23 protein-coding genes are annotated in these 21,150 nt (G+C 67.7%); 7 read left to right on the top strand and 16 right to left on the bottom strand.

Annotated features, from left to right (window positions below):
* Position 1: 1 nt before the first annotated feature.
* From TEF_15320 to TEF_15290, 7 genes are all read right to left on the bottom strand, one after another.
* Positions 2–1,372, bottom strand: a complete 1,371-nt coding sequence (locus TEF_15320) for an anion transporter (protein ANK82006.1) — start codon at positions 1,370–1,372, stop codon at positions 2–4.
* 110 nt (positions 1,373–1,482) lie between these two features.
* Complete coding sequence (locus TEF_15315) at positions 1,483–2,817, bottom strand: phosphonate ABC transporter, permease protein PhnE (protein ID ANK83527.1); 1,335 nt, start codon at positions 2,815–2,817, stop codon at positions 1,483–1,485.
* A gap of 11 nt (positions 2,818–2,828) precedes the next feature.
* A complete protein-coding gene (locus TEF_15310; protein ANK82005.1) occupies positions 2,829–3,677 on the bottom strand; it encodes a phosphonate ABC transporter, permease protein PhnE in 849 nt (282 codons plus the stop codon).
* A gap of 78 nt (positions 3,678–3,755) precedes the next feature.
* On the bottom strand, positions 3,756–4,622 hold the full coding sequence (locus TEF_15305; GenBank protein ID ANK83526.1) for a phosphonate ABC transporter substrate-binding protein: 867 nt from the start codon (positions 4,620–4,622) through the stop codon (positions 3,756–3,758).
* Positions 4,623–4,722: 100 nt separating this feature from the next.
* The gene (locus TEF_15300; GenBank protein ANK82004.1) at positions 4,723–5,547 is read right to left on the bottom strand and encodes a phosphonate ABC transporter ATP-binding protein; all 825 of its coding nucleotides are present in this window, start codon (positions 5,545–5,547) and stop codon (positions 4,723–4,725) included.
* An 81-nt stretch (positions 5,548–5,628) separates the two neighbouring features.
* Positions 5,629–6,402: a protein gufA gene (locus TEF_15295; GenBank protein ANK83525.1), complete on the bottom strand. Its 774-nt coding sequence runs from the start codon at positions 6,400–6,402 to the stop codon at positions 5,629–5,631.
* A 59-nt stretch (positions 6,403–6,461) separates the two neighbouring features.
* Complete coding sequence (locus tag TEF_15290) at positions 6,462–7,235, bottom strand: short-chain dehydrogenase (GenBank protein ANK83524.1); 774 nt, start codon at positions 7,233–7,235, stop codon at positions 6,462–6,464.
* A 91-nt stretch (positions 7,236–7,326) separates the two neighbouring features.
* Here TEF_15290 and TEF_15285 point away from each other — a divergent pair, with 91 nt between their 5' ends.
* The gene (locus tag TEF_15285) at positions 7,327–8,223 is read left to right on the top strand and encodes a shikimate dehydrogenase (protein ANK82003.1); all 897 of its coding nucleotides are present in this window, start codon (positions 7,327–7,329) and stop codon (positions 8,221–8,223) included.
* On the opposite strand, the gene TEF_15280 is transcribed toward TEF_15285, so the two are convergent.
* Entirely contained in the window at positions 8,220–9,206 is a 987-nt protein-coding gene (locus TEF_15280; protein ANK82002.1) for a sodium-dependent bicarbonate transport family permease, read from the bottom strand. The genes TEF_15285 and TEF_15280 overlap by 4 nt on opposite strands.
* A gap of 10 nt (positions 9,207–9,216) precedes the next feature.
* A complete protein-coding gene (locus TEF_15275; GenBank protein ID ANK82001.1) occupies positions 9,217–9,450 on the bottom strand; it encodes a hypothetical protein in 234 nt (77 codons plus the stop codon).
* A 12-nt stretch (positions 9,451–9,462) separates the two neighbouring features.
* Between TEF_15275 and TEF_15270 the strand changes: the two genes are divergently transcribed.
* From TEF_15270 to TEF_15260, 3 genes are all read left to right on the top strand, one after another.
* Positions 9,463–9,657, top strand: a complete 195-nt coding sequence (locus TEF_15270; protein ANK82000.1) for an excisionase — start codon at positions 9,463–9,465, stop codon at positions 9,655–9,657.
* Between the two features lie 80 nt (positions 9,658–9,737).
* Positions 9,738–12,017, top strand: a complete 2,280-nt coding sequence (locus tag TEF_15265; protein ID ANK81999.1) for a sulfatase — start codon at positions 9,738–9,740, stop codon at positions 12,015–12,017.
* A gap of 10 nt (positions 12,018–12,027) precedes the next feature.
* Complete coding sequence (locus tag TEF_15260) at positions 12,028–12,873, top strand: gluconolactonase (protein ID ANK81998.1); 846 nt, start codon at positions 12,028–12,030, stop codon at positions 12,871–12,873.
* Between the two features lie 13 nt (positions 12,874–12,886).
* Here the strand turns inward: TEF_15260 and TEF_15255 are convergent, their stop codons facing one another.
* From TEF_15255 to TEF_15225, 7 genes are read right to left on the bottom strand one after another with little or no spacing between them, the layout of a single operon-like run.
* Positions 12,887–13,600, bottom strand: a complete 714-nt coding sequence (locus TEF_15255; GenBank protein ANK81997.1) for a hypothetical protein — start codon at positions 13,598–13,600, stop codon at positions 12,887–12,889.
* Complete coding sequence (locus TEF_15250; protein ID ANK81996.1) at positions 13,597–14,301, bottom strand: phosphonate C-P lyase system protein PhnL; 705 nt, start codon at positions 14,299–14,301, stop codon at positions 13,597–13,599. The genes TEF_15255 and TEF_15250 overlap by 4 nt, the downstream gene beginning before the upstream one ends.
* A 10-nt stretch (positions 14,302–14,311) precedes the next feature.
* Positions 14,312–15,091, bottom strand: coding sequence for a phosphonate C-P lyase system protein PhnK (locus tag TEF_15245; protein ID ANK81995.1), 780 nt, complete (start codon positions 15,089–15,091; stop codon positions 14,312–14,314).
* Positions 15,088–15,966: a carbon-phosphorus lyase complex subunit PhnJ gene (locus TEF_15240; protein ID ANK81994.1), complete on the bottom strand. Its 879-nt coding sequence runs from the start codon at positions 15,964–15,966 to the stop codon at positions 15,088–15,090. The genes TEF_15245 and TEF_15240 overlap by 4 nt, the downstream gene beginning before the upstream one ends.
* 4 nt (positions 15,967–15,970) lie before the next feature.
* Positions 15,971–17,074 (bottom strand): carbon-phosphorus lyase complex subunit PhnI, encoded by a 1,104-nt coding sequence (locus TEF_15235; GenBank protein ID ANK81993.1) that lies wholly within the window; start codon positions 17,072–17,074, stop codon positions 15,971–15,973.
* Between the two features lie 4 nt (positions 17,075–17,078).
* Entirely contained in the window at positions 17,079–17,675 is a 597-nt protein-coding gene (locus TEF_15230; GenBank protein ID ANK81992.1) for a phosphonate C-P lyase system protein PhnH, read from the bottom strand.
* Positions 17,672–18,145, bottom strand: coding sequence for a phosphonate C-P lyase system protein PhnG (locus TEF_15225; protein ANK81991.1), 474 nt, complete (start codon positions 18,143–18,145; stop codon positions 17,672–17,674). The genes TEF_15230 and TEF_15225 overlap by 4 nt, the downstream gene beginning before the upstream one ends.
* 111 nt (positions 18,146–18,256) lie before the next feature.
* Here TEF_15225 and TEF_15220 point away from each other — a divergent pair, with 111 nt between their 5' ends.
* From TEF_15220 to TEF_15210, 3 genes are all read left to right on the top strand, one after another.
* Positions 18,257–19,003, top strand: a complete 747-nt coding sequence (locus tag TEF_15220) for a phosphonate metabolism transcriptional regulator PhnF (GenBank protein ID ANK81990.1) — start codon at positions 18,257–18,259, stop codon at positions 19,001–19,003.
* An 81-nt stretch (positions 19,004–19,084) separates the two neighbouring features.
* A complete protein-coding gene (locus tag TEF_15215; GenBank protein ID ANK81989.1) occupies positions 19,085–19,609 on the top strand; it encodes an inorganic pyrophosphatase in 525 nt (174 codons plus the stop codon).
* Positions 19,610–19,842: 233 nt separating this feature from the next.
* Positions 19,843–21,126 carry an urea ABC transporter substrate-binding protein gene (locus TEF_15210; protein ID ANK81988.1) on the top strand — a complete coding sequence of 428 codons (1,284 nt, stop codon included), beginning with the start codon at positions 19,843–19,845 and terminating at the stop codon, positions 21,124–21,126.
* Positions 21,127–21,150: the final 24 nt, after the last annotated feature.

Below are 21,150 nucleotides of genomic sequence, written 5' to 3'. Positions count from 1 at the left end.
CTCAGAACACCAGTGGTCCGATGAGCATGCCGGCGGCGAGCGCGACGACGAGGCCGATGGGGTTCAGTATGGCGCCGGCGCGGAGCATGTCCACGCGGCCCACCGCCGGGTTGCCGAAGACGATGGCGTTGGGCGGCGTCGCCACCGGCAGCATGAAGCCGATGGAGGCCGCGAGCGCCACGGGCAGGGCGAAGGTCAGCGGCGCCGCGCCGGCGCCGATGGCCATCGCGCCGGCGACGGGCAGGAAGATCGCTGCCATTGCCGTGTTGCTGGCCAGTTCGCCCAGATAGACGATGGTTGCCGCGATCGCCAGCAGTACCAGGAACTCCGGCCAGTACTTCAGAACCGACGCCTGGGCGCCGATCCATGTGGCGAGTCCCGACTGCTCGATCCCCGACGCCAGCGCCAGCCCGCCGCCGACGAGCAACAACACGTCCCAGCGGATGCCTGCCGCCGTCGGCCAGTCCAGCAGACGCTGGCGGGAGCCGCCTCCGGCCGGCAGCACGAACAGGGCCACGGCCGCCGCCATGGCGATGCCGCCGTCGCTGATCTCGATCGCCGGAAGGAGCGAAGCGGTGAGCGGACGCGTGATCCAGGCCAGCGCCGTGAGCCCCGCGACGATGGCGACAAGCCGCTCGCCCGTGGTCCAGGGCGGCAGGGCCGTTTCGGGCGGTGCGTCGAAGGTTTCGGGCAGCCGGTAGAGCATCCGGCCCAGCAGCAGCCAGGCGGCGGGCAGCATGATCGCCACCACCGGCAGGCCGACGGCGAGCCAGTCGGCGAAGCCGATCTCGATGCCGTGGCTCTCGGTCATGTAGGCCGCGAAAAGGGCGTTGGGCGGCGTACCGATCAGCGATCCCATGCCGCCGATGGTGGCGGCGTAGGCCACGCCCAGCATCAGCGCCGTGGCGAAGGGCGAGTTCGCGCCCTCACGGGCTGCGATCGCGGCCGCGATCGGCGCCATCACCATGGCCGAGGCGGTATTGGAGATCCACAGGCTGAGGAAGGCGGTCGCCGCCATGACGGCCGCGAGGATCCCCGAAGGCCGCTTTCCGGCCAGCCGCATCACCGCCAGCGCCAGCCGCCGGTGCAGGCCCCAGCGTTCGATCGCCGCCGCCAGCATGAAGCCGCCCAGAAACAGGAAGATCAGCGGGTGCGCGTAGGATCGGCCAAGCGCGTCGAGCGGCATGACGCCAAGCAGCGGGAAGACGACCAGCGGCAGCAACGCGGTGGCCGCCAGCGGCAGCGCTTCCGTCATCCAGAGCGCGGCCATCACGATACCCGTCGCCGCAACCGCGAGCGCGGCCGGCGACAGGCTCGTCGCGGGCGGGAGCCACAGCAGCGCCGCAGCGGCCAGGACGGCGGCTGTGACCATAAATCGGCTCAACCGGTTCACGGGCCCTTCCCCTCTTCGCGGTGGCGAACGGGGACCAGTCTCTCAGGTTCACAGGGCGCTTGTCTTGATCTGCCGCAAGGCGCGGACGATCAGTCCGGCTTGCCCCGGATCAACCGGCGGCGCAGCAGGCCCGACAGGTTGTCCATGGCGATCACCAGCAGGATCGTCAGGATGATGATGTAGAGGGTGTTCTCCCAGTCGCGCGAGGTGCGCATGGTCTCCACCAGCATCAGGCCGATGCCGCCGGCGCCCAGCGCGCCGATCACCGTTGCCGAGCGGGTATTGGATTCCAGATAGTAGAGGCCCTGGGAGACGAAGATCGGCAGGATCTGCGGGATGACGCCGAAGCGATAGGTCTGCAACTTCGACGCGCCGGTCGCGTTGACGCCTTCGACCTGTTTCCTGTCGATGTTCTCCAGCGCTTCGGAGAAGAGCTTGCCCAGCGTGCCCGTGTCGGTGAAGGCGATGGCCAGCGCGCCGGTCAGCGGCCCCAGGCCGAAGGCGCGGATGAAGATCAGCGACCAGATCAGCATGTCGATGCCGCGCAGGAAGTCGAACACGCGTCTGACGATGAATCGCAGCGTGCCCGAGGGCGTGAAGTTGCGCGCCGCCAGGAACGCCAGCGGAAGCCCGACGAAGGCGGCGGTAAAGGTGCCAAGCACGGCCATCAGCAGGGTTTCCAGCAGGGCCACGAAGACGTTGCCGTGCTGCCAGTCGGGGTTCTCCCAGAAGCTGCGGAACACCAGCGCGGCGTTGGAGCGTTCCGGGTCCAGACGGCGGCCGTCGAAGACGAGATCCGTGACCTCGCCGAAGGACAAGGCGGCGAGCGGCGAATCGAAGGGAAAGAAGAAATTCTCCCAGCCTAGGAAATAGCGGTGCACCTCGATCTTGGCGCGGGAGACCTGCACGCGCTGCGCCAGACTGGGTCTGGCGTCGAACTTGGCGTCGGTGGCGCGCAGCCAGTCCGGTTGTTCGCCCGCCGGCAATTCCGTTTCAACGCCGTCCTTTGTGGCGGTCACCCGGATCTCGCCATAGTCCGGCGCGTTCAGGATCACCGTGCGGCCTTCGATCAGGGCCGTGTAGCCGTCGCCCAGATCGACCCGGACCCGCTCGCCGTCGATGTCCACCCACTCGGGCGGCGTCTTGTAGGTCGCCGTGCGCTCGCCCTCGACGGCGATCACCAGCTTGTCGAAACGCAACGACTTCTCGACATGGACCTTGTGGGCGACCGCGTCCGTCGCCAGCAGGGCCGCACGTTCCGGCCGGGCGCTGGCGATCAGGCCGCTGACGTCGAAGGCGGTCCAGGCATAGGCGAGATAGATCAGCACGCCGGCCAGCATGGCGAAGCCGATCCGGGACTGCATGCGGACCGAGCGGGCGATCCGGCCGCGCGTCGGGACCGCCTCGCCGGTGTCCATGCCCATCGCCGGGGCGCTCATGCCGGCAGCCCTCCGCCGGACACGCGGTGGCGCATCCAGGATGACGCCTGGTCGATGACGAAGATGGCCATGATCAGCAGCAGGAACAGCGCCGCGGTCTCGTCGCCGCTGCCCTGGCCCCAGCCGATGGTGCGGCGAAGCTCGGAGCCGATGCCGCCGGCGCCGACGAAGCCGAGGATGGCCGAAGCGCGTACGTTGATCTCGAAGCGCATCATGAAATAGCTCAGATAGTTGGGCAGCACCTGCGGCAGGACGCCGAACTTCATGCGCTGGAACCAGCTCGCGCCGACCGCCTCGAGGCCCTCGATGGCCTTGCGGTCGATGTTCTCGTTGACCTCGGAGAACTGCTTGCCCAGCGCGCCGGTGGTGTGGAGGGCGACGGCGATCATCGCCGGCACCGGGCTGGTGCCCAGGACGAAGATAAGGAACAGTGCGACGATGAGTTCGGGGAAGGCGCGCAACAGGTCCATGAGGCGGCGCGCAACCGGGACTGCCGGCGGCCAGACATTCAGGTTGGAGGCGCCCAGAAAGGCGAAGATCACGGCCGCCAGGCCCCCCAGGATCGTGGCGACGGCGGCGATGTTCAGCGTCTCGATCAGGGCCGGCAGGAACCGGATGAGCAGGTCGAAGAAGGCAGGGCCTGCCTGCCAGGCCTCCACGACGATCTCGCCCGGATAGTCGAAGAACTGCTCCAGACCGCTCAGGAACCCGCCGGAGTTCATGGAATTGGCCTGGCCGTAGCCCGCGACGATGACCGCGGCGGCGATGGCCACGACAGCCATGGAGTAGAGCTGGCGGCGGCGCTTCATCCGCAGCAGTTCTTCGTGGAACAGGGACGTGTTCATGGGTGGGGGCCGCCGCTGGCAGGAAGAGCGCGGGCGGCCCGGCGATCCGGACCGCCCGTTGCTCGGGTCAGACGATGATCAGTTGGACTTCGCCTGGCGCGCGGCGACGATGCTCTCATAGTCGGCGTGGGAGATCGGCGCGATGGCCTTGATCTCGCCGGCCATGAAACCGTAGGCGCATTCCGGATCCATCGATGGCAGGCTGGCCAGCATGCCGACGACCTTCAGCTTGACGTCTTCAGGCAGATCCTTGCGCAGGACGATCGGGCCCTCGGGGATGACCTTGGAGCGCCAGATCTCCTTCAGCTGGGTCATGTCCACCAGGCCGGCGTCCACGGCCTTGCGGAAGGCGCCCGAGTTGAAGCCGTCTTCCCAGTTGCCCAGGCCGTCGGCCCAGCTCACGCCGCCGTCGACATCGCCGTTCTGCACCGCGACGATTGTCTGTTCGTGACCGCCGGTGAAGACGACGTCGCTGAAGTGCTCGCCCGGTTTCATGGAATAGCCGGCCTTCGGGATTTCGACCGACGGGATCAGATAGCCGGAAGTCGAGTTCGGGTCGCCGAAGCCGAATTTCCTGCCCTTCATGTCGTCCAGGTTCTCGATGCCGCTGTCGATGCGGGCGAAGCCGATCGAGTGGTAGCCGAAGGAGCCGTCGGTATTGATCTTGGTCAGCACCGGTTCGACCGCGTCAGGGTTGGTCAGATGGACCTTGGCGTAGGCGGACGCGCCCAGCCAGGCCATGTCCAGGTTGCCGCCCAGCAGACCCTCGATGACGCCGTTGTAGTCGGCCGGCGCGAACAGCTTGACGGGCACGCCCAGCAGCTTCTCGGTCTTCTCCTCCAGGCAGGCGTTGGAGCGCAGGCGGTCGGAGGCGTTCTCGCCGCCGAGGATACCGATGCGGAACTCGTCGATCTTGTCCTGCGCCAGCGCGCCGGTCGAGATCATCGCCGCCGCGGCGGCTCCCAGGATGGTGGTGTACTTCATGGTCGTCTCCCTCTCGGATTTGGACTCGAACGAAGATGGTTGTCGCGGCGCGGCATTGTCCTCAGGCGGGTACGGCCGCCGGGCCGATATGCTCTGCGGGGCGCGGGACCGGTCCGATCGACGTGGATGTGGCCGCCTCGTCGATTTCGTGGTCTGCGCCATAGATGTCGCGCACGACGGCCGGGCTGAGTTCGCTCGACGGGCCGTCGAACACCAGCTTGCCCTGCCGCATGCCGAGGACCCGGTCGCAATAGGCGCGGGCGGTATCCAGGGTGTGCAGGTTGCAGATGACCATCAGGCCGTCGCGCTCGTGGATTTCGCGCAGCGACTTCATCACCACCTCGGCGCTCAGCGGGTCCAGCGAGGCGATGGGCTCGTCGGCGAGGACCATCCTCGGGTTCTGGGTCAGGGCCCGGGCGATGGCGACGCGCTGCTGCTGGCCGCCGGAGAGCGTCTCCGCGCGCTGCAGCGCCTGGCCGGCAATGCCGAGGCGGTCCAGCGCCGACAGGGCGCGTTCGATGTCGTCGTCACCGAAGATGGAGAACAGGCTGCGGAGCGCGCCGTGGCCGTTCAGGCGGCCCAGCATCACGTTGGTGACGACGTTGAGCCGCGGCACCAGATTGAACTGCTGGAAGATCATGGCGCAGTCGCGCTGCCAGGCCCGCTTCTCGGCGCCCTTGAGACGCAGGATGTCGCGGCCCTCCACCAGCACTTCGCCGGCGGTCGCCGGCGTCAGGCGGTTGATCATCCTGAGCAGGGTCGACTTGCCGGCGCCGGAGCGCCCGATCACGCCGATCATCTGGGGCCTGTCGGCGCCGAAGCTGACATTGTCGACGGCCACCACGCGGCCGCCGAATTCCTTTCTGATCTGCGAGACTTCCAGCACCAGCCACCTCCTGTTTGAGGCGGTGATAGCGATTCGCTGTGACTCGTTGATGACAGTCCTGATCGGTTCCGTGACGGCCCGTCAGCCCAGTCCGATGTCGAGGACCATCATGACGGCGAAGCCGATGAGGATGCCGAAGGTCGGCAGAACGCCGCGCCTTTCCCGGTGCGTTTCCGGGATCATCTCGCCGGAAATGACGAACAGCATGGCGCCCGCGGCGAAGGCCATGCCCCAGGGCAGGACGGCGGCGCTGAGGGTCACGGCGGCGGCGCCCACCAGGCCACCGACCGGCTCCACCAGCCCGGTGAGCAGGCCGATCCCGATGGCCCGGCTCCGCGAGTAGCCTTCCGAGGCGAGCGCCAGGGCGACGACGAAACCTTCCGGGATATTCTGCAGGCCGATGCCCGCCGCCAGCGGCACGCCGTCGGAGAGCTTGTCGCCGCCGAAACCGACGCCGACCGCCAGGCCTTCGGGGAAGTTGTGCAGTGTGATGGCGATGACGAACAGCCACATGCGGCTGAGGCTCTCGGCCGGAGGCCCCTCGTGGCCGCCCACGAAATGCTCATGGGGCGCATAGGCGTTGATCAGCCACAGCGCCACGCCGCCCAGCATCAGGCCGGCGGCCATGATGAAGGCGGCGGCCATGGGGCTGGACCCGCCGGCGAGGGCCGCATCCACGCCCGGCACGATCAGCGAGAAGGAGGTCGCGGCCAGCATGACTCCCGCGCTGAAACCCAGCAGCAGCACCTCCGCCCGCTCGTTGCGCGTGTCGACCAGCAGAATCAGCGCCGCGCCGACGCCGCTCATCAACCCGGCGGCCAGGCTGCCGAGAAAGCCCGCCAGGGGCGTCGGCATTCCGGCCAGGCTGTTCAGGAAGTCGGGCATCGCCGCACGCTACGGTCGCCTCCCCGGTCCTACACCACCGGGCACATGCCACCGTCGAGGTTGATCGCCGTGCCGGTGATGTAGGCGCCGCGCTTGGAACAGAGGAAGGCGACGAGATCGCCGTACTCCTCTGCCTCGCCCATGCGGCCGAGCGGGACCTGTTCCGACATCCGGTCGTAGAGTGCCGCCAGTTCCGCGTCGCCGTCGGCGCGCCGCGTCCACTGGGCGCTCTTGATCAGGCCGATGCAGACCGTGTTCACGCGGATGTTGTCGGCGGCGTATTCGTTGGACAGCGACTTGGTCAGGTTGATGCCGGCGGCGCGCGACAGGCTGGTGGGCAGCTTGGCCGAGCCCGGCGCCTTGCCCCAGCCGATGGTGGCGTTGACGATCGCCCCGCCGCCGCGTTGCTGCATCATGGGGATGACGCCGCGGCACATTCGCACCGCGCCCATGATCTTCAGGTCGAAGTCCGCCTGCCAGCCTTCGTCGGTAACGTCCATGAAGCCCGCCGCGGCCGAGGCGCCGGCGTTGTTGACCAGGATGTCGACGCCGCCGAAGGCCTCGCGCGCCGCCTCGATCAGCTTCTCGCAGTCGGCGGCCTTGCAGACGTCGGCCTGCACCCCCAGCACCGTGCCGCCGGTCTCGTCGGTAAGTTCACTGGCGACCGTCTGAAGATAATCCTCGCGCCGCGCGCAGATCACCACTTTCGCCCCCTCGGCGGCCATGCGGTGAGCCGTGGCCCGTCCCAGTCCGTCGCTGCCGCCGGTGATGACGGCGACCTTGTCTTCCAGTCCCAGATCCAACATCCGCTCCTCCCGTTGTGATCCGCCGCACTATAGTCGCCGGGCGGGCGGCACAACACATGTCCGCCAGCGTGATGGCGGAGGCCGGTCCATGAACTGGAAGAACACTGAAAACCGGGGCGGCGCGGAGGCGTTGGCGGGCGTGCTGGTCGGCCTGATCGGCAGCGGTATCGGTCTCTCGCGCACGCCGGCGATGCATGAGGCCGCGGCGTGGCACCTCGGGCGCTCGCTGGTCTACCGCCTGCTGGACACGGACCGGATGGGGCCGGCGGGGCCCGACCTGGGGCAGTTGCTGGACCAGGCGGCGATGTTCGGCTTCTCCGGCCTCAACATCACGCATCCCTACAAGCAGGCGGTGCTGCCGCTGCTCGACGACGTGGCGCGGGAAGCCGACGAGATCGGCTCGGTCAACACCGTGGTCTTCCGCGGCGGCCGAAGCACCGGCCACAACACCGACTACTGGGGCTTCCGCGAGAGCTTCCAGCAACGGATGACCGGCGTCGTACGCCGCCGGGTATTGCAGCTCGGGGCCGGCGGGGCCGGGGCCGCCGTGGCGCGCGCGTTGCTCGACTGCGGCGTCGGAGAACTTGTCCTGCTGGACGTCGAGCCGGACAGGGCCGATGAACTTGTCCGGCGGCTGGCGGGGCGCTTCGGCGCCGACCGCGTTCGCATGGCGGCCGATGTGGCGGGCGAAGCCGCCTCGGCCGATGGCATCGTCAACGCGACGCCGGTCGGCATGGACAAGCTTCCCGGCGCGCCGCTGCCGCTCGATCTGCTCGGCTCCGCCCACTGGGCCGCCGACATCGTCTACCTGCCGCTGGAAACCGAGTTTCTCCGGGCCGCGCGCGCGCTCGGCTGCCAGACCCTGTCGGGAGAGGGCATGGCGATCCACCAGGCGGTCCGCGCCTTCGAACTGTTCACCGGGGTCGCCCCCGACATCGCCGTCATGCGCCGGGCCTTCGAACGCTTCGATGAAATCCGGCCCTAGCCGGTCAGCCAGCGCGCGAAGCCCAGATAGAGCGGAATGCCGATGGCGAGGTTGAAGGGGAACGTGACGCCCAGGCTGAGACACAGGCTGATCGACGGGTTGGCGTCAGGCAGCGCCAGACGCATTGCCGCCGGAACGGCGATATAGGATGCGCTGGCGGCCAGCAGGCCGAACAGCATGACGTCGCCCGCCTGAACCCCCAGCAGGGCCGCCAGGCCGCAGCCGAGCACCGCCGAGATGAGCGGCATGTAGATCCCGAACAGCAGCGCCGACGGTCCGATGCCCTTTGCCTCTCTCAGGCGGCTGGCGGCCACCAGCCCCATGTCGAGAAGGAAGAGGCAGAGCACGCCCTTGAAGGGGTCGACGACGAAGGGGGAGACCGCTTCCAAGCCTTCGCCGCCGGTGATCCAGCCGATGACGAAGGAGCCCATCAGCAGCACGATCGAACCGTTCAGCAGGATTTCGCGGACCAGCCTGCCGCCCACTTCCGGTTCGCTGTCGGCGGTCTTCTGCCGGTTCATGTGGACCAGCAGGAGGCCGGCGGCGATGGCCGGCGTTTCCATGAGGGCGACCACCGCCACCATGGCGCCGGAATGGACGACGCCAACCTCGGTCAGGAAGGTGCTGGCGGCGACGAAGGTGACCACGCTGATGGAGCCGTAGTGCGCGGCGACGGAGCCGGCATCCGTTGCCGACATGCCTGTCGTTGCTCGCAGAAGGAAAAAGGCGAGGAAGGGCAGCAGGAAGCTGAGCGCCGCCCCCAGGGCGAGCATGGCGATCACGGCCAGTGTGAGGCCCGTCTCCGACAGGGCGACGCCGCCCTTCAGGCCGATCGCGAGCATGAGATAGAGGGCCATGCCCTTGGCCAGCACTTCCGGGACCGCGAGGTCGGAGCGCGCCAGACCGGCGGCCAGCCCCAGCGCGAAGAAAAGAACCATCGGGCTCAGCAGGTTGCCGGCCGCGAGCGAGAGTATCTCGGTCATGTCGGCCCCCTCAGTCGCGCGCCGGGCGGGCCTGGTCTTCTCCTGCGGGGCGTCGGCGGGAAACGCGCGTCACGGCGACCGGGGTGGAAGCCGTCTGATTGATGAACTTCTCAATCGCGCGCGTTATCATGTCGAAGTCTCTCTTGCTGGTGAAAATTGACGCTGAGATATAGAAACAGATATGAATGTCAATAAACTGATTCAAACTGATATCAACCTTGCCTCGCCGGAACCCAAGGATCATATGGTTTGAACCATGCTGTCACGACCGATGCTCACGATTCACGAGGTGGCCGAACTCCTGAAGATGAAGGAGACGACCGTGCGCGGCTGGATCAATGACGGTTCCCTCCGCGCGGTGAAGTTCGGCCGCGACTGGCGCGTCGCCTTCAAGGATCTGGAGCGGTTCGTGGAGGAACGCGCCAACCGGCCCGCGCCCGACACGGAGTAGCCCTGTGCTCTCTTCCTTTGCGGCGGCGGGCGGTTGACGGCACACTTCCCGTGGCGCCAGTGCGCCGGGGAGGGACGACGATGGGCTACACGCATCCGGGGGAACCCGATTTCGGCGGCAGGATCGGCCGCACGGTCGACGATTCCGAAGCCTGGTGGCCCCAGGAAAAGCTGCCGAAGGGCAAGCCGAACGTCGTCCTGATCGTGCTCGACGACACCGGCTTCGCACATTTCGGCAGCTACGGTTCGACCATCGAGACGCCGAACACGGACGCGCTGGCTGCGAACGGGCTGCGCTACACCAGTTTCCACACCACGGCGCTCTGCTCGCCGACGCGGGCCTGCATCCTGACCGGGCGCAACCATCACGCCGTGCGGATGCGCGCCATCTCCAACATGGATTCCGGCTTTCCGAACATGCGCGGCGCCATGCCCCGCTCGGCAGCGACGGTGGCGGAGATCCTGCGCGAGAGCGGCTACGCCACCATGTGCACGGGCAAGTGGCACCTCGCGCCGATGAGTGAATGTTCTGCTGCAGGACCGTTTCATAACTGGCCGTTGCAGAAGGGTTTCGACCGCTATTACGGCTTCCTGCAGGGCGAGACCGACCAGTTCCATCCGGAGCTGACCCACGACAACCACTTCGTCGACCCGCCGGCCGGACCGGAGGAGGGCTATCACTTCTCCGAGGACATGGTCGACCAGTCGATCCGCATGGTGCGCGACATGACCTCGCTGGTGCCGGAGCGCCCGTTCTTCCTCTACATGGCGTTCGGCGCGACCCATTCGCCGCACCATGCGCCGAAGGATTTCATGGAAAAGTACCACGGGCGCTACGACGCCGGCTGGGATGCGGTGCGCGAGGAATGGTATGCGCGACAGCTCGACATGGGCGTGATCCCGGCGGGCACGAAGCTGGCCCCGCGCAATCCCGGCGTCCGGCCCTGGAAGGAGCTTTCCGACAACGAACGGGCCTTCTCCAACCGTCTGCAGGAGGCCTTCGCGGCCATGCTGGATCACACCGACCAGCAGATCGGGCGCTTCGTGCGCGCTCTCGAAGAGGTGGGCCAGCTGGACAACACCCTGCTGATCGTCATGTCCGACAACGGCGCCAGCCAGGAAGGCGGGGCGACCGGAGTCTTCGATGAAATGCGTTATTTCAATGGCTTGAAGGAAGACGTTGACGAGGCAGTGAAACATCTGGACCTGATCGGCGGGCCGCGGAGCCATTCCAACATCCCCTGGGGCTGGGCGCAGGCCGGCAACTCGCCGCTGAAATGGTACAAGCAGAACACCCATGGCGGCGGCGTCCGCGACCCCCTGATCGTCCATTGGCCGGAGAAGCTGAAAGGCCAGGAGGGACAGTTCCGCCGGCCGTTCGCCTACGCCACCGATATCGCCGCGACGATCCTGGACGCCGCCGGGCTGGAACCGCCGGAAGAGGTCGCCGGTGTGAAGCAGATGCCCATGCACGGTGTCAGCCTGCTGCCGACGCTGACCGATCCTGAGGCCCGGCCGAACCGGGCGGTGCAGTATTTCGAGATGCTGGGCCATCGCGGCATCTGGCGCGACGGCTGGAAGGCCGTGACCCGTCACGACCGGCGCAACGGCTTCGACGGGGACCGCTGGGAGCTCTATCACCTTGACGAGGATTTCTCGGAAAGCGACGACCTGGCCGGGGCGCAGCCGGAGAAGGTCAAGGAGATGGTGGACCTCTGGTGGCAGGAGGCCGAAAAGCACGGCGTCCTGCCATTGGACGACCGGGGTGCGGCGCAGCTTTTCCGCGCTTCCCGCCGCGCAGGCACGCCGACGGCGCGCAGCCGTTTCACCTACTACCCGCCGCTCAGCCATATCGTCGCCGACGCCTGTCCCAGCGCCGCGCGGGACTTCACCATGTCCGCCGAGATCGTTCATCCGGAGGCGGGCGCTGACGGCGCACTGATCGCCCGCGGCACGATCAATTCCGGCTACGTTCTGTTCGTCCAGGGCGGGCGTGTGGTCTTCGACTACAACTGCTTCCGCGATCACAGCCGGATCGAGGCCGCCGAACCGCTTGCGCCCGGCGATCATGTGGTCGAGGTTGCGGTGACGCGCACCGGCGACCAATCGGCCGAGGCGGTACTCCGCATCGACGGCGCCGAAGCGGGGCGGGCGGCGATCCCGCTGCTGGTCCGGATCCTCTCGTCGACGGGCATGGACTTCGGGCGCTCCATGGCGCCGGTGACCGACGACTACCGCGCGCCCTTCGAGTACCCGGGGCGGATCGCGCGGGTGATCTTCGACCTGCCGAAGCCCATGACAGGCAAGGACCGCAGGGCGGAAGCCAGCGCCGAGGCGCGCGCGGCCATGACGAGGCAATAGGAGGCGACGGATGACGCGGACACTGGAAACGCTGGTCGAGGGGCTGAAGTTCGGCGAGGGCCCGCGCTGGCGGGATGGCTGGCTCTGGTATTCGGACTTCTACGCCCATCACGTCCGGCGGGTGAACCTGCAGGGCCGGGTGGACGAGGTGGTCGATGTCGCCAACCAGCCTTCCGGTCTCGGCTTCATGCCCGACGGTTCGTGCCTGATCGTCTCCATGCTCGACCGCCGGCTGCTGCGGCTGAAGGACGGCAAGCTGACGGAGCACGCCGACCTGTCGGACCGGGTCGAGGCCCCCTGCAACGACATGGTCGTCGACGCGAAGGGCCGCGCCTATGTCGGCAATTTCGGCTTCGAGCGTCACAAGGGCCAGTCGCCGAAGACCACCAGCATGTGGCGCGTCGACCCCGACGGCTCGATGCACGAGGCCGCGGACGAGCTGATGTTCCCGAACGGCACGGTGATCACGCCCGACGGGGGCACGCTGATCGTCGGCGAGACCTTCGCCAGCCGCCTGACCGCGTTCGATGTGGCGGAAGACGGCGCGCTGTCGAACCGCCGGGTCTGGGCGGAGATGGAGGGGGGCGTGCCCGACGGCATCTGCCTGGACCAGGAGGGCGCCATCTGGGTCGCCGACCCGCGCGGGCGTCGCGTGCAGCGGATCCTGGAGGGTGGCCGCGTCGCCGAGGAGATCGCGCTGGAAGGCCGTGGCGCCTATGCCTGCATGCTGGGCGGTCCGGAGAAGCGGCACCTGTTCGTCATCACCAACGAGGACAGCGGTCCCGGCGTCGCGGAGCGCACGGCGGGCCGCGTCGAGGTCACGGAAGTGGACGTCGCCGGCGCCGGGTTGCCCTGAGGCCGGGCTTCGCTCAACCATCGCCGAGCGGGTAGCGGGCCAGTTCGACGAAGGGCCCGGTCGGGTTGCGTTCGACGGCGATGCTGATGGCGTCGATCGCCACGTCCCGCGCGAGCGCCGGAGCGAACCAGCGGTCCGCGGCCGCCCGCCAGGCGCTGCGCTCGGCCTCCGGCACCGGGGCCGAGAGCGTCATGTGGAAGCGGAACTGGTCGCAGACATAGGGGTAGCCCCAGCGCTCCAGAAGCTGGCGCTGGCGGTCGTCCAGTCCCCGTACGCGCCGTTCGAACTCCTCGGCCGGCATCGCCGCCCGAAAGGGGTCGAGGGTGCGGACGATCCCGAAGGCCCAGTCATTCAGCGCCCGCATGTGTTCGGGATCTGCGCTGTCCGGCGTCAGGGCGAGGAAGGCTCCGATCCATTTCGGCGAGAGCCGGCCCAGGTTGAAGGACCGGGCGCGGGAGGCGTATTCGGCGACCGCCGCGCGGAAGGCTCTCTCGGAGACACCCGGAGACAGACGGATCGGCGCTTTAAGGGTCGCGTGGAAGCCGTAGCGGCTGGGCGATTGCGTCCGCGCCACGAAACCGGCCGGTTCGATCTCTCCCGGGCAGCGCTGTTCGACCGTCTCGCCGGTCAGCGCGTTCCGGCCCAGCCAGGACGCGCCGCGGCGGGCCAGCATGCCGCCCTGCTCCGGCATGAAGTAGATCGCGTAGCGGGCCCCGTTCGTCATCATGCGGCGCCTGCGCCGGCGCGCGCGGCGACTTCGAAATTGCGGTCGGCGACCTGCGCCCGCGCGTCCGCATCGTGGAAGATGCCGACCACCGCCGCGCCCGCGGATTTTGCCTCCTCGATCAGTTCCAGCACCGTCGCGCGGTTGAGGGCGTCCAGTGACGCCGTCGGCTCGTCCAGCAGCATGACCGGAAAGCGCGCGATGAAACCGCGGGCGACATTGACGCGCTGCTGCTCGCCGCCGGAAAAGGTGGCGGGCGGCAGGGACCAGAGCCGCTCCGGCACGCGCAGCCGCTCCAGCAATTGCCGGGCCCGATCCAGAGCCTCCCTGCGTTCCACGCCGCGCACGATCGCCGGCTCGGCGACGATCTCCAGCGTCGGCACGCGCGGAATGACGCGCAGGAACTGGCTGACATAACCCAGCGTGCGTCGGCGAACCTCGGTGATCGTCCAGGGATCGGCCTTCGCCAGATCGACCCACGCGTCGCCATGACGGACGCGGATGGCGCCTTCGTCGCAGCGGTAGTTGCCGTAGATCATGCGCGTCAGCGTGCTCTTGCCGCTGCCGGATTCGCCGGCAAGTGCGACGCACTCTCCGGCTTGGACCGACAGGGAAATATCTTTCAGTACAGAGAGTTCAACACCGCTCTGCAAGTGGAGCGTGAATTTTTTGGCGACGTTCTCGACCCGGAGCATGTCTTTCATGAGATCGGCCTCAGGGCTGCAGGACGGAGCTGACGAGCAGCTGCGTGTAGGGGTGCTGCGGGTCGTCGAGCAACTGATCGGTCAGGCCCTGTTCGACGATCTCGCCCTGGCGCATGACCATGAGCTGCTGACAGAGCAGGCGCGCCACTGCGAGATCGTGAGTGACCACGATGGCCGACAGGCCGAGTTCCGCCACAAGGCCGCGGAGCAGGTCGAGCAGCCGCGCCTGCACCGAAACGTCGAGGCCGCCCGTCGGCTCATCCATGAACACGAGCCGCGGATGGGTGACGAGGTTTCGCGCGATCTGCACGCGCTGCTGCATGCCGCCGGAAAAGGTGTCCGGCCGGTCGTCGATACGGTCCGCAGCCACTTCCACGCGGTCGAGCCAGTCTAGCGCCGCGCCCCGGATATTGCCGTAGTGACGCTGCCCCACGGCCATCAGCCGCTCGCCCACATTGGCGCCGGCGCTGACGCCCATGCGCAGTCCGTCACGTGGGTTCTGGTGAACGAAGCCCCAGTCCGTGCGCATCAGAAGCCGCCGTTCGGGCTCGGAAAGGCCGAACACGTTGCGGGTCTCGCCGTCGTTCATGCGGTAGAGGACTTCCCCGGCGTTCGGCTCCATGAGGGCGGAGATACAGCGCAGCAGGGTCGTCTTGCCTGAGCCGGACTCGCCGACCACGCCCAGCACCTCTCCGGGGCGGATCGAGAAGGAGACGTCGCGGCACGCCTCGATGCGGCCGAAACGCTTGGAGACACCGCGCGCCTCGAGCAGGGGCGGAACCGCCGTCATGCCGCGTCCTCCGGTCTCTCGCCGCGCCGCGCGGCGCAATAGTCGGTGTCGGAGCAGACGAACATCCGCCCGCCCCGGTCGTCGGTGACGATCTCGTCCAGAAAGCTTTCCGTCGAGCCGCAGATCGCGCAGGCCTCGTCCCAGGTCTGCACCTCGAAGGGATGGTCCTTGAAGTCCAGGCTGGCGACCCGGGTGAAGGGCGGGATGGCGTAGATGCGCTGTTCCCGCCCCGCGCCGAAGAGCTGCAGACAACGCATGTTGTCCATCTTCGGATTGTCGAATTTCGGGATCGGCGAGGGATCGGTGACATAGCGCCCGCTCACCTTGACCGGATAGGCGTAGGTGGTGGCGATGTGGCCATGGCGGGCGATGTCCTCGTAGAGCTTGACATGCATCAGGCCGTATTCGGACAGCGCGTGCATCTTCCGCGTCTCGGTCTCGCGCGGCTCCAGGAAGCGCAGCGGCTCCGGAATCGGCACCTGGTAGACCAGGATCTGATCCTCGGCGAGCGGCTTCTCCGGAATGCGGTGGCGGGTCTGGATGATCGTCGCCTCGGCCGTGCGCTCGGTGGTCTCCACGCCCGTGGTACGGCGGAAGAAGCGGCGGATGCTGACGGCGTTGGTGGTGTCGTCGGAGCCCTGGTCGATCACCTTCAGCCGGTCCGTCCGGCCGATGACGGCGGCGGTCACCTGGATGCCGCCGGTGCCCCAGCCATAGGGCATCGGCATCTCCCGGCTGGCGAAGGGGACCTGGTAGCCGGGAATGGCCACCGCCTTCAGCAGCGCGCGGCGGATCATCCGCTTCGTCTGCTCGTCCAGATAGGCGAAATTGTAGGCTGGATCCCAGCGGCCCGGCGTTTCCGTCCACTTGCTCATCGCATCACTCCGCGGCCATGGACGGTTCGCCGGCGCCGGCGGCATGCCGCCCGGCGTGCTCCCTGCGCAGCTTGCGGACCAGCTCCAGTTCGGACTGGAAGTCGACATAGTGAGGCAGCTTCAGGTGCTCGACGAAGCCGGTAGCCTGCACGTTGTCGCAATGGGCCAGAACGAACTCCTCGTCCTGGGCCGGCGCGGTGACTTCCTCGCCGAAGTCGCTGGCCCGCAAGGCGCGATCCACCAGCGCCATGGCCATGGCCTTGCGCTCGCAGAAACCGAATGTAAGGCCGTAGCCTTGGGTGAACTGGGGCGGGGCGGTCTCGGACCCCGAGAACTGGGTGATCATCTGGCATTCCGTCACGTCGATCTCGCCGATCTCGATGGGGAAGCCCAACTCGGGCGGCGCGAACTCGACCGCGACTGCGCCGTGGCGGATCTCGCCGGCGAAGGGATGACTGCGGGAATAGCCGCGCTGGGTGGAGTAGCCGAGCGCCAGCAGATAGCCCTCGTCGCCCCGAGCCAGGCGTTGCAGACGTGCGTCGCGGCCGGCCGGGAACTCCAGAGGCGCGCGCGTGATGTCGGCGGGTTCGGTCTCTGCGCCGGCCGGCTTCTCTGCCTCGATCAGCCCCTCGCGGTCCAGGAGGTTGATCACGCGAGGCGCGGCGGTTCCCTCGGCTTCGGCCTCGGCGGCGACTGCGCTTTCGCCGTCGTCGTCCACATCGATCAGGCGATGGGTGTAGTCGAATGTCGGCCCCAGCACCTGACCGCCCGGCAGGTCCTTGAAGGTCGACGAGATGCGCCGCTTGACCCGCATCGCGCCCGTGTCGATGGGCTCGGCCTCGCCGAAGCGGGGCAGGGTGGTGCGATAGGCCCGCAGCAGGAAGATCGCCTCGATCTGGTCGCCCCGGGCCTGGCGGATGGCGAGCGCAGCGAGCTTCCGGTCGTGGAGCGAGCCCTCCGTCATGACCCGGTCGACGGCGAGACGGAGCTGCTGCTCGATCTGCTCGGGCGTGATGCGCGGCAGGTCCGGATCGCCGCGGCGCTCCTCGTCCAGCCAGTCGTGGGCGTTCTCGATGGCCTTCTCGCCACCCTTGACGGCGACATACATGCGATCACTCCTCCAGCCGGGTGGAACGGGGGATGGCGGCGACACGGCCGGGCGCGGTGAAGATCACGTCGAGGCCCAGCGGCGACAGCGTCGCGTTGCGGCGGATCGCCGTCTCCAGCGCCGGGTGCGCGGGCTCGATGCCGAGGCGGGCCGTCGTCTCGATGCCGGGGCCGGCAAGGCTCCACCCGGCGTCGTCCGTCACGTTGGCGCAGGGCAGGATCAGCGTCGTCGAACGGTCGGGATAGTCCGGCGCGCCGATCGCGAAGCGGTCGATGAAGGCCGCGTCCACCGCGCTGTCGATCACGGCGAATGCGGCCTTCACGGGCTCCGTCGTGAGCACGACACCCGCGTGAAAGGCGAGGTGGCCCGCGAGCGTGCCGTCCTGCAGGCTTTCGGGCAGCCAGACCGGTGTGGTGTTGTCGGCCAGCGACAGCAGGATCGCCAGCGGTTCGGCGGCAAGTCCGCCGAGGGCGTCGCAGGACCGGGGGAAGGCGACGACGCGACCGGGGCGCGCCAGCGCGTCGAGAACCGCGCGGAAGACCCGTTGGGAATCGAAGACCGGATCGGCGAGGCCGGCATGGAGTTCGCCCTGAAGGCTCATTCGTCCTCTCCGCGCACCATGGTGAAGAACTCGACCGTGGTCGCCGCCGCCTTGCGGGCCTGCAGCCGCCGGCGTTCGGCCTCGGCCCGCGCCAGCGGCGCGACGATGGCGGCTTCGATCATCGCCGCAGCATCGCCCTGCATCAGCCCGTCGCAGAGCGCGGCGAGACGCGCGTGCTTCTTGCTCCGGCCCGCGACCCAGGACTGGCCGACCGCGCCGTCCGCCAGCCGTACGGCGCAGCGCGTGACGGTCATCTCGCCCAGGTTGAACGCCTGTCCGGAACCGCCGGCCCGGCCGCGGGTCATCACCATGCCGATCTCCGGCGCGCGCACCGTCTCATGCGCCGGTTCGCCAGCGCGCATGGCCACCTGCCAGAGTTCCGCCAGATGCGCCGGATCGGCCTTCGCCAGTACGCCCATCCAGCGCCGCCGGTCCCGCTGTCCTGATGTGAGTTCCGCCGAGTCCGTCATCGCGCCGTCCCGAAAACCGAACAATTTGAAGATTTGTCTAGATGTCTAGACAATTATCGACTATTTACCAATCTGCACGATGCAGTTCAACAGGGATTCGACGACGTCTTGATGACATTCGAGATCGAACGCGGCGGGGCCGCCTCCGTCTGGGCGCAGATCGCCGAACAGCTCGCCGCCCGCATCCGGGGAGGCGGTCTGAAACCGGGCGAACGTCTGCCGACCGAGGCCGCGCTTTCGCGCGACGCGGGGGTGAACCGTCACACCGTGCGCCGCGCCCTGGCGGCGCTGGACGATGCGGGCCTGATCCGCTCCGAGCAGGGGCGGGGCAGTTTCGTGCGCGAGCATGTGCGCGACTATGCCGTGGGTCCGCGGACGCGGTTCTCCGAGAGTCTGTCCGGGCCCGAGGCCGAGCGCTCAAGGCGCCTGCTATCGGCCGGGAAGGTCGCCGCCGACACCGCCGCCGCCACCGCGCTCGGTTTGCGCCGCGGCGCCCGGCTGTGGGCGATCCGCACGGTCTCCCTGGTCGACGGCCGGCCGCTCAGCCTGACGACCCACAGCTTCCCGGCAGCGCGCTTTCCCGACATCGCGCGGCGCTTCGAGGCGACGCTGTCGGTCTCCCGCGCGCTGGCCGAGTGCGGGGTAGTCAACTACCGCCGCGCGGTGACGCGCATCCAGGCCTTGCTGCCGACCGCCGCCGAAGCCGAGACGCTGGAGCTACCGCGCAGCCGCCCGTTGCTGCGCACCGAAAGCGTCAATGTCGACGCCGACGGGGCGCCGGTCGAATACGGCGTCGCGTTGTTCGCCGCCGATCGTGTCCAGTTCGTGGTGGGCGAGGATCCGGTCGCCGGCAGTTGAGCCCGCCCTTGCTTTCGCGGCCTCAGGCCCGACCTCTGGTTTCAGGGCCCATCGAACCGGCAAGGGAGCGGCGATCCAGCGATGAACGTCAACGAGATCGAGATCGGGCGGAACCCGCCCTGGGACGTCAACGTCATCATCGAAATCCCCATCGGCGGCGAGCCGGTGAAGTACGAGGTGGACAAGAAGTCCGGCGCGCTGTTCGTCGACCGCTTCCTGCACACGGCGATGTACTACCCGTGCAATTACGGCTTCATCCCGCATACGCTGGCCGATGACGGCGACCCGCTGGATATCATGGTCGCGGGCCGGCCGGCGGTGATTCCCGGCGCGGTGGTGCGCGCGCGGCCCGTCGGCGCGCTGGTGCTGGAGGACGAGGCCGGCATGGACGAGAAGATCCTGTCCGTGCCCGTCAACGAACTGCATCCGTATTACGCCGGCGTGTCGTCCTACAGCGACCTGCCGCAGCTTCTGCTCGACCAGATCCGTCACTTCTTCGAGCACTACAAGGATCTGGAGCCGCGCAAGTGGGTCAAGGTCCATGGCTGGGTCGATGCCGATGAAGCCGCCGCGATCATCGACAAGGCGATCGCGGCCGGCCCCTGATCCCTGCTGGTTCATTCGTATGCAGGCGGCGAGTATGCATGAATTTTGGGCGATGTCCTGTCGCCATGCCCAAAATAAAGGCGAGTTACAACGGTGCCCGATTTTCAGTCATATTCGTCTAACCTCATGTAAGTAAATCGCTAATTTCACCTTCGCGAGCGCAACAACGACTGGCACGTCTCTTGGACTAGGGAGAGCGTTAGGCCAATCGCTCACAGGAGGTGGATGAGACGATGTTGAAATTCGGGAGGGTAAAAGCCCTGGCAGCCGCGAGCGCAATGGCGCTCGGCCTGGTATCAGGCGCAGCCCAGGCTGAAGAGACGATCAAGGTCGGCGTGCTGCATTCGCTGTCCGGCACCATGGCGATCAGCGAGACGACCCTGAAGGACGTCATGCTGATGCTGATCGAGGACCAGAACAAGAAGGGCGGCCTGCTCGGCAAGCAGCTCGAGGCGGTCGTTGTCGACCCGGCCTCCAACTGGCCGCTGTTCGCCGAGAAGGCGCGCGAGCTGATCGAGGTCGAGAAGGCCGACGTGGTCTTCGGCTGCTGGACCAGCGTGTCGCGCAAGTCCGTGCTGCCGGTCTTCGAGGAACTGAACAGCCTGCTGTTCTACCCCGTCCAGTATGAGGGCGAGGAGAGCTCGAAGAACGTGTTCTACACCGGCGCCGCGCCGAACCAGCAGGCGATCCCGGCTGTCGAGTACCTGATGAATGTGGAAGGCGTCGAGCGCTGGGTTCTCGCCGGCACCGACTATGTCTATCCGCGCACGACCAACAAGATCCTCGAGGCTTTCCTCAAGGCCAAGGGCGTCGCGGCCGAGGACATCATGATCAACTACACGCCGTTCGGTCACGCCGACTGGCAGACGATCGTGGCGGACATCAAGAACTTCGGTTCCGCGGGCAAGAAGACCGCCGTGGTCTCCACCATCAACGGCGACGCCAACGTGCCGTTCTACAAGGAGCTCGGCAACCAGGGCATCGCCGCCCAGGACATCCCGGTCGTCGCCTTCTCGGTCGGCGAGGAAGAGCTGGCGGGCATCGACACCGGCCCGCTGGTCGGTCACCTGGCCGCCTGGAACTACTTCATGAGCGTCGACACGCCGCAGAACGACAGCTTCATCGGCAAGTGGCACGCCTTCATCGGCAATGAGGACCGCGTCACCAATGACCCGATGGAAGCCCACTACATCGGCTTCCAGATGTGGGTGCAGGCCGTCCAGCAGGCCGGCACCACCGACGTCGATGCGGTGCGCCAGGCCATGTACGGCCAGGAGGTTCCGAACCTGACCGGCGGCGTCGCGGTGATGAACACCAATCATCATCTGTCCAAGCCGGTGCTGATCGGCGAGATCCAGGATGACGGCCAGTTCCAGACCGTCTGGTCGACCGAAGGCGTGGTCAAGGGCGACGCCTGGTCGGACTTCATTCCGGAGAGCTCCAAGCTGACCGCCAATTGGACCTATCCCTGGGTCTGCGGCGGCTGCGAGAAGCCGAAGTACGGCTCGGGTTCCTGACCTGAGAGGCGCCGCCTTCATGGC

The sequence above is a fragment of the Rhizobiales bacterium NRL2 genome, from assembly GCA_001664005.1.
In the GTDB taxonomy this organism is placed as follows: domain Bacteria; phylum Pseudomonadota; class Alphaproteobacteria; order Minwuiales; family Minwuiaceae; genus Minwuia.
This window is presented reverse-complemented; position numbering and strand designations above follow the sequence as displayed.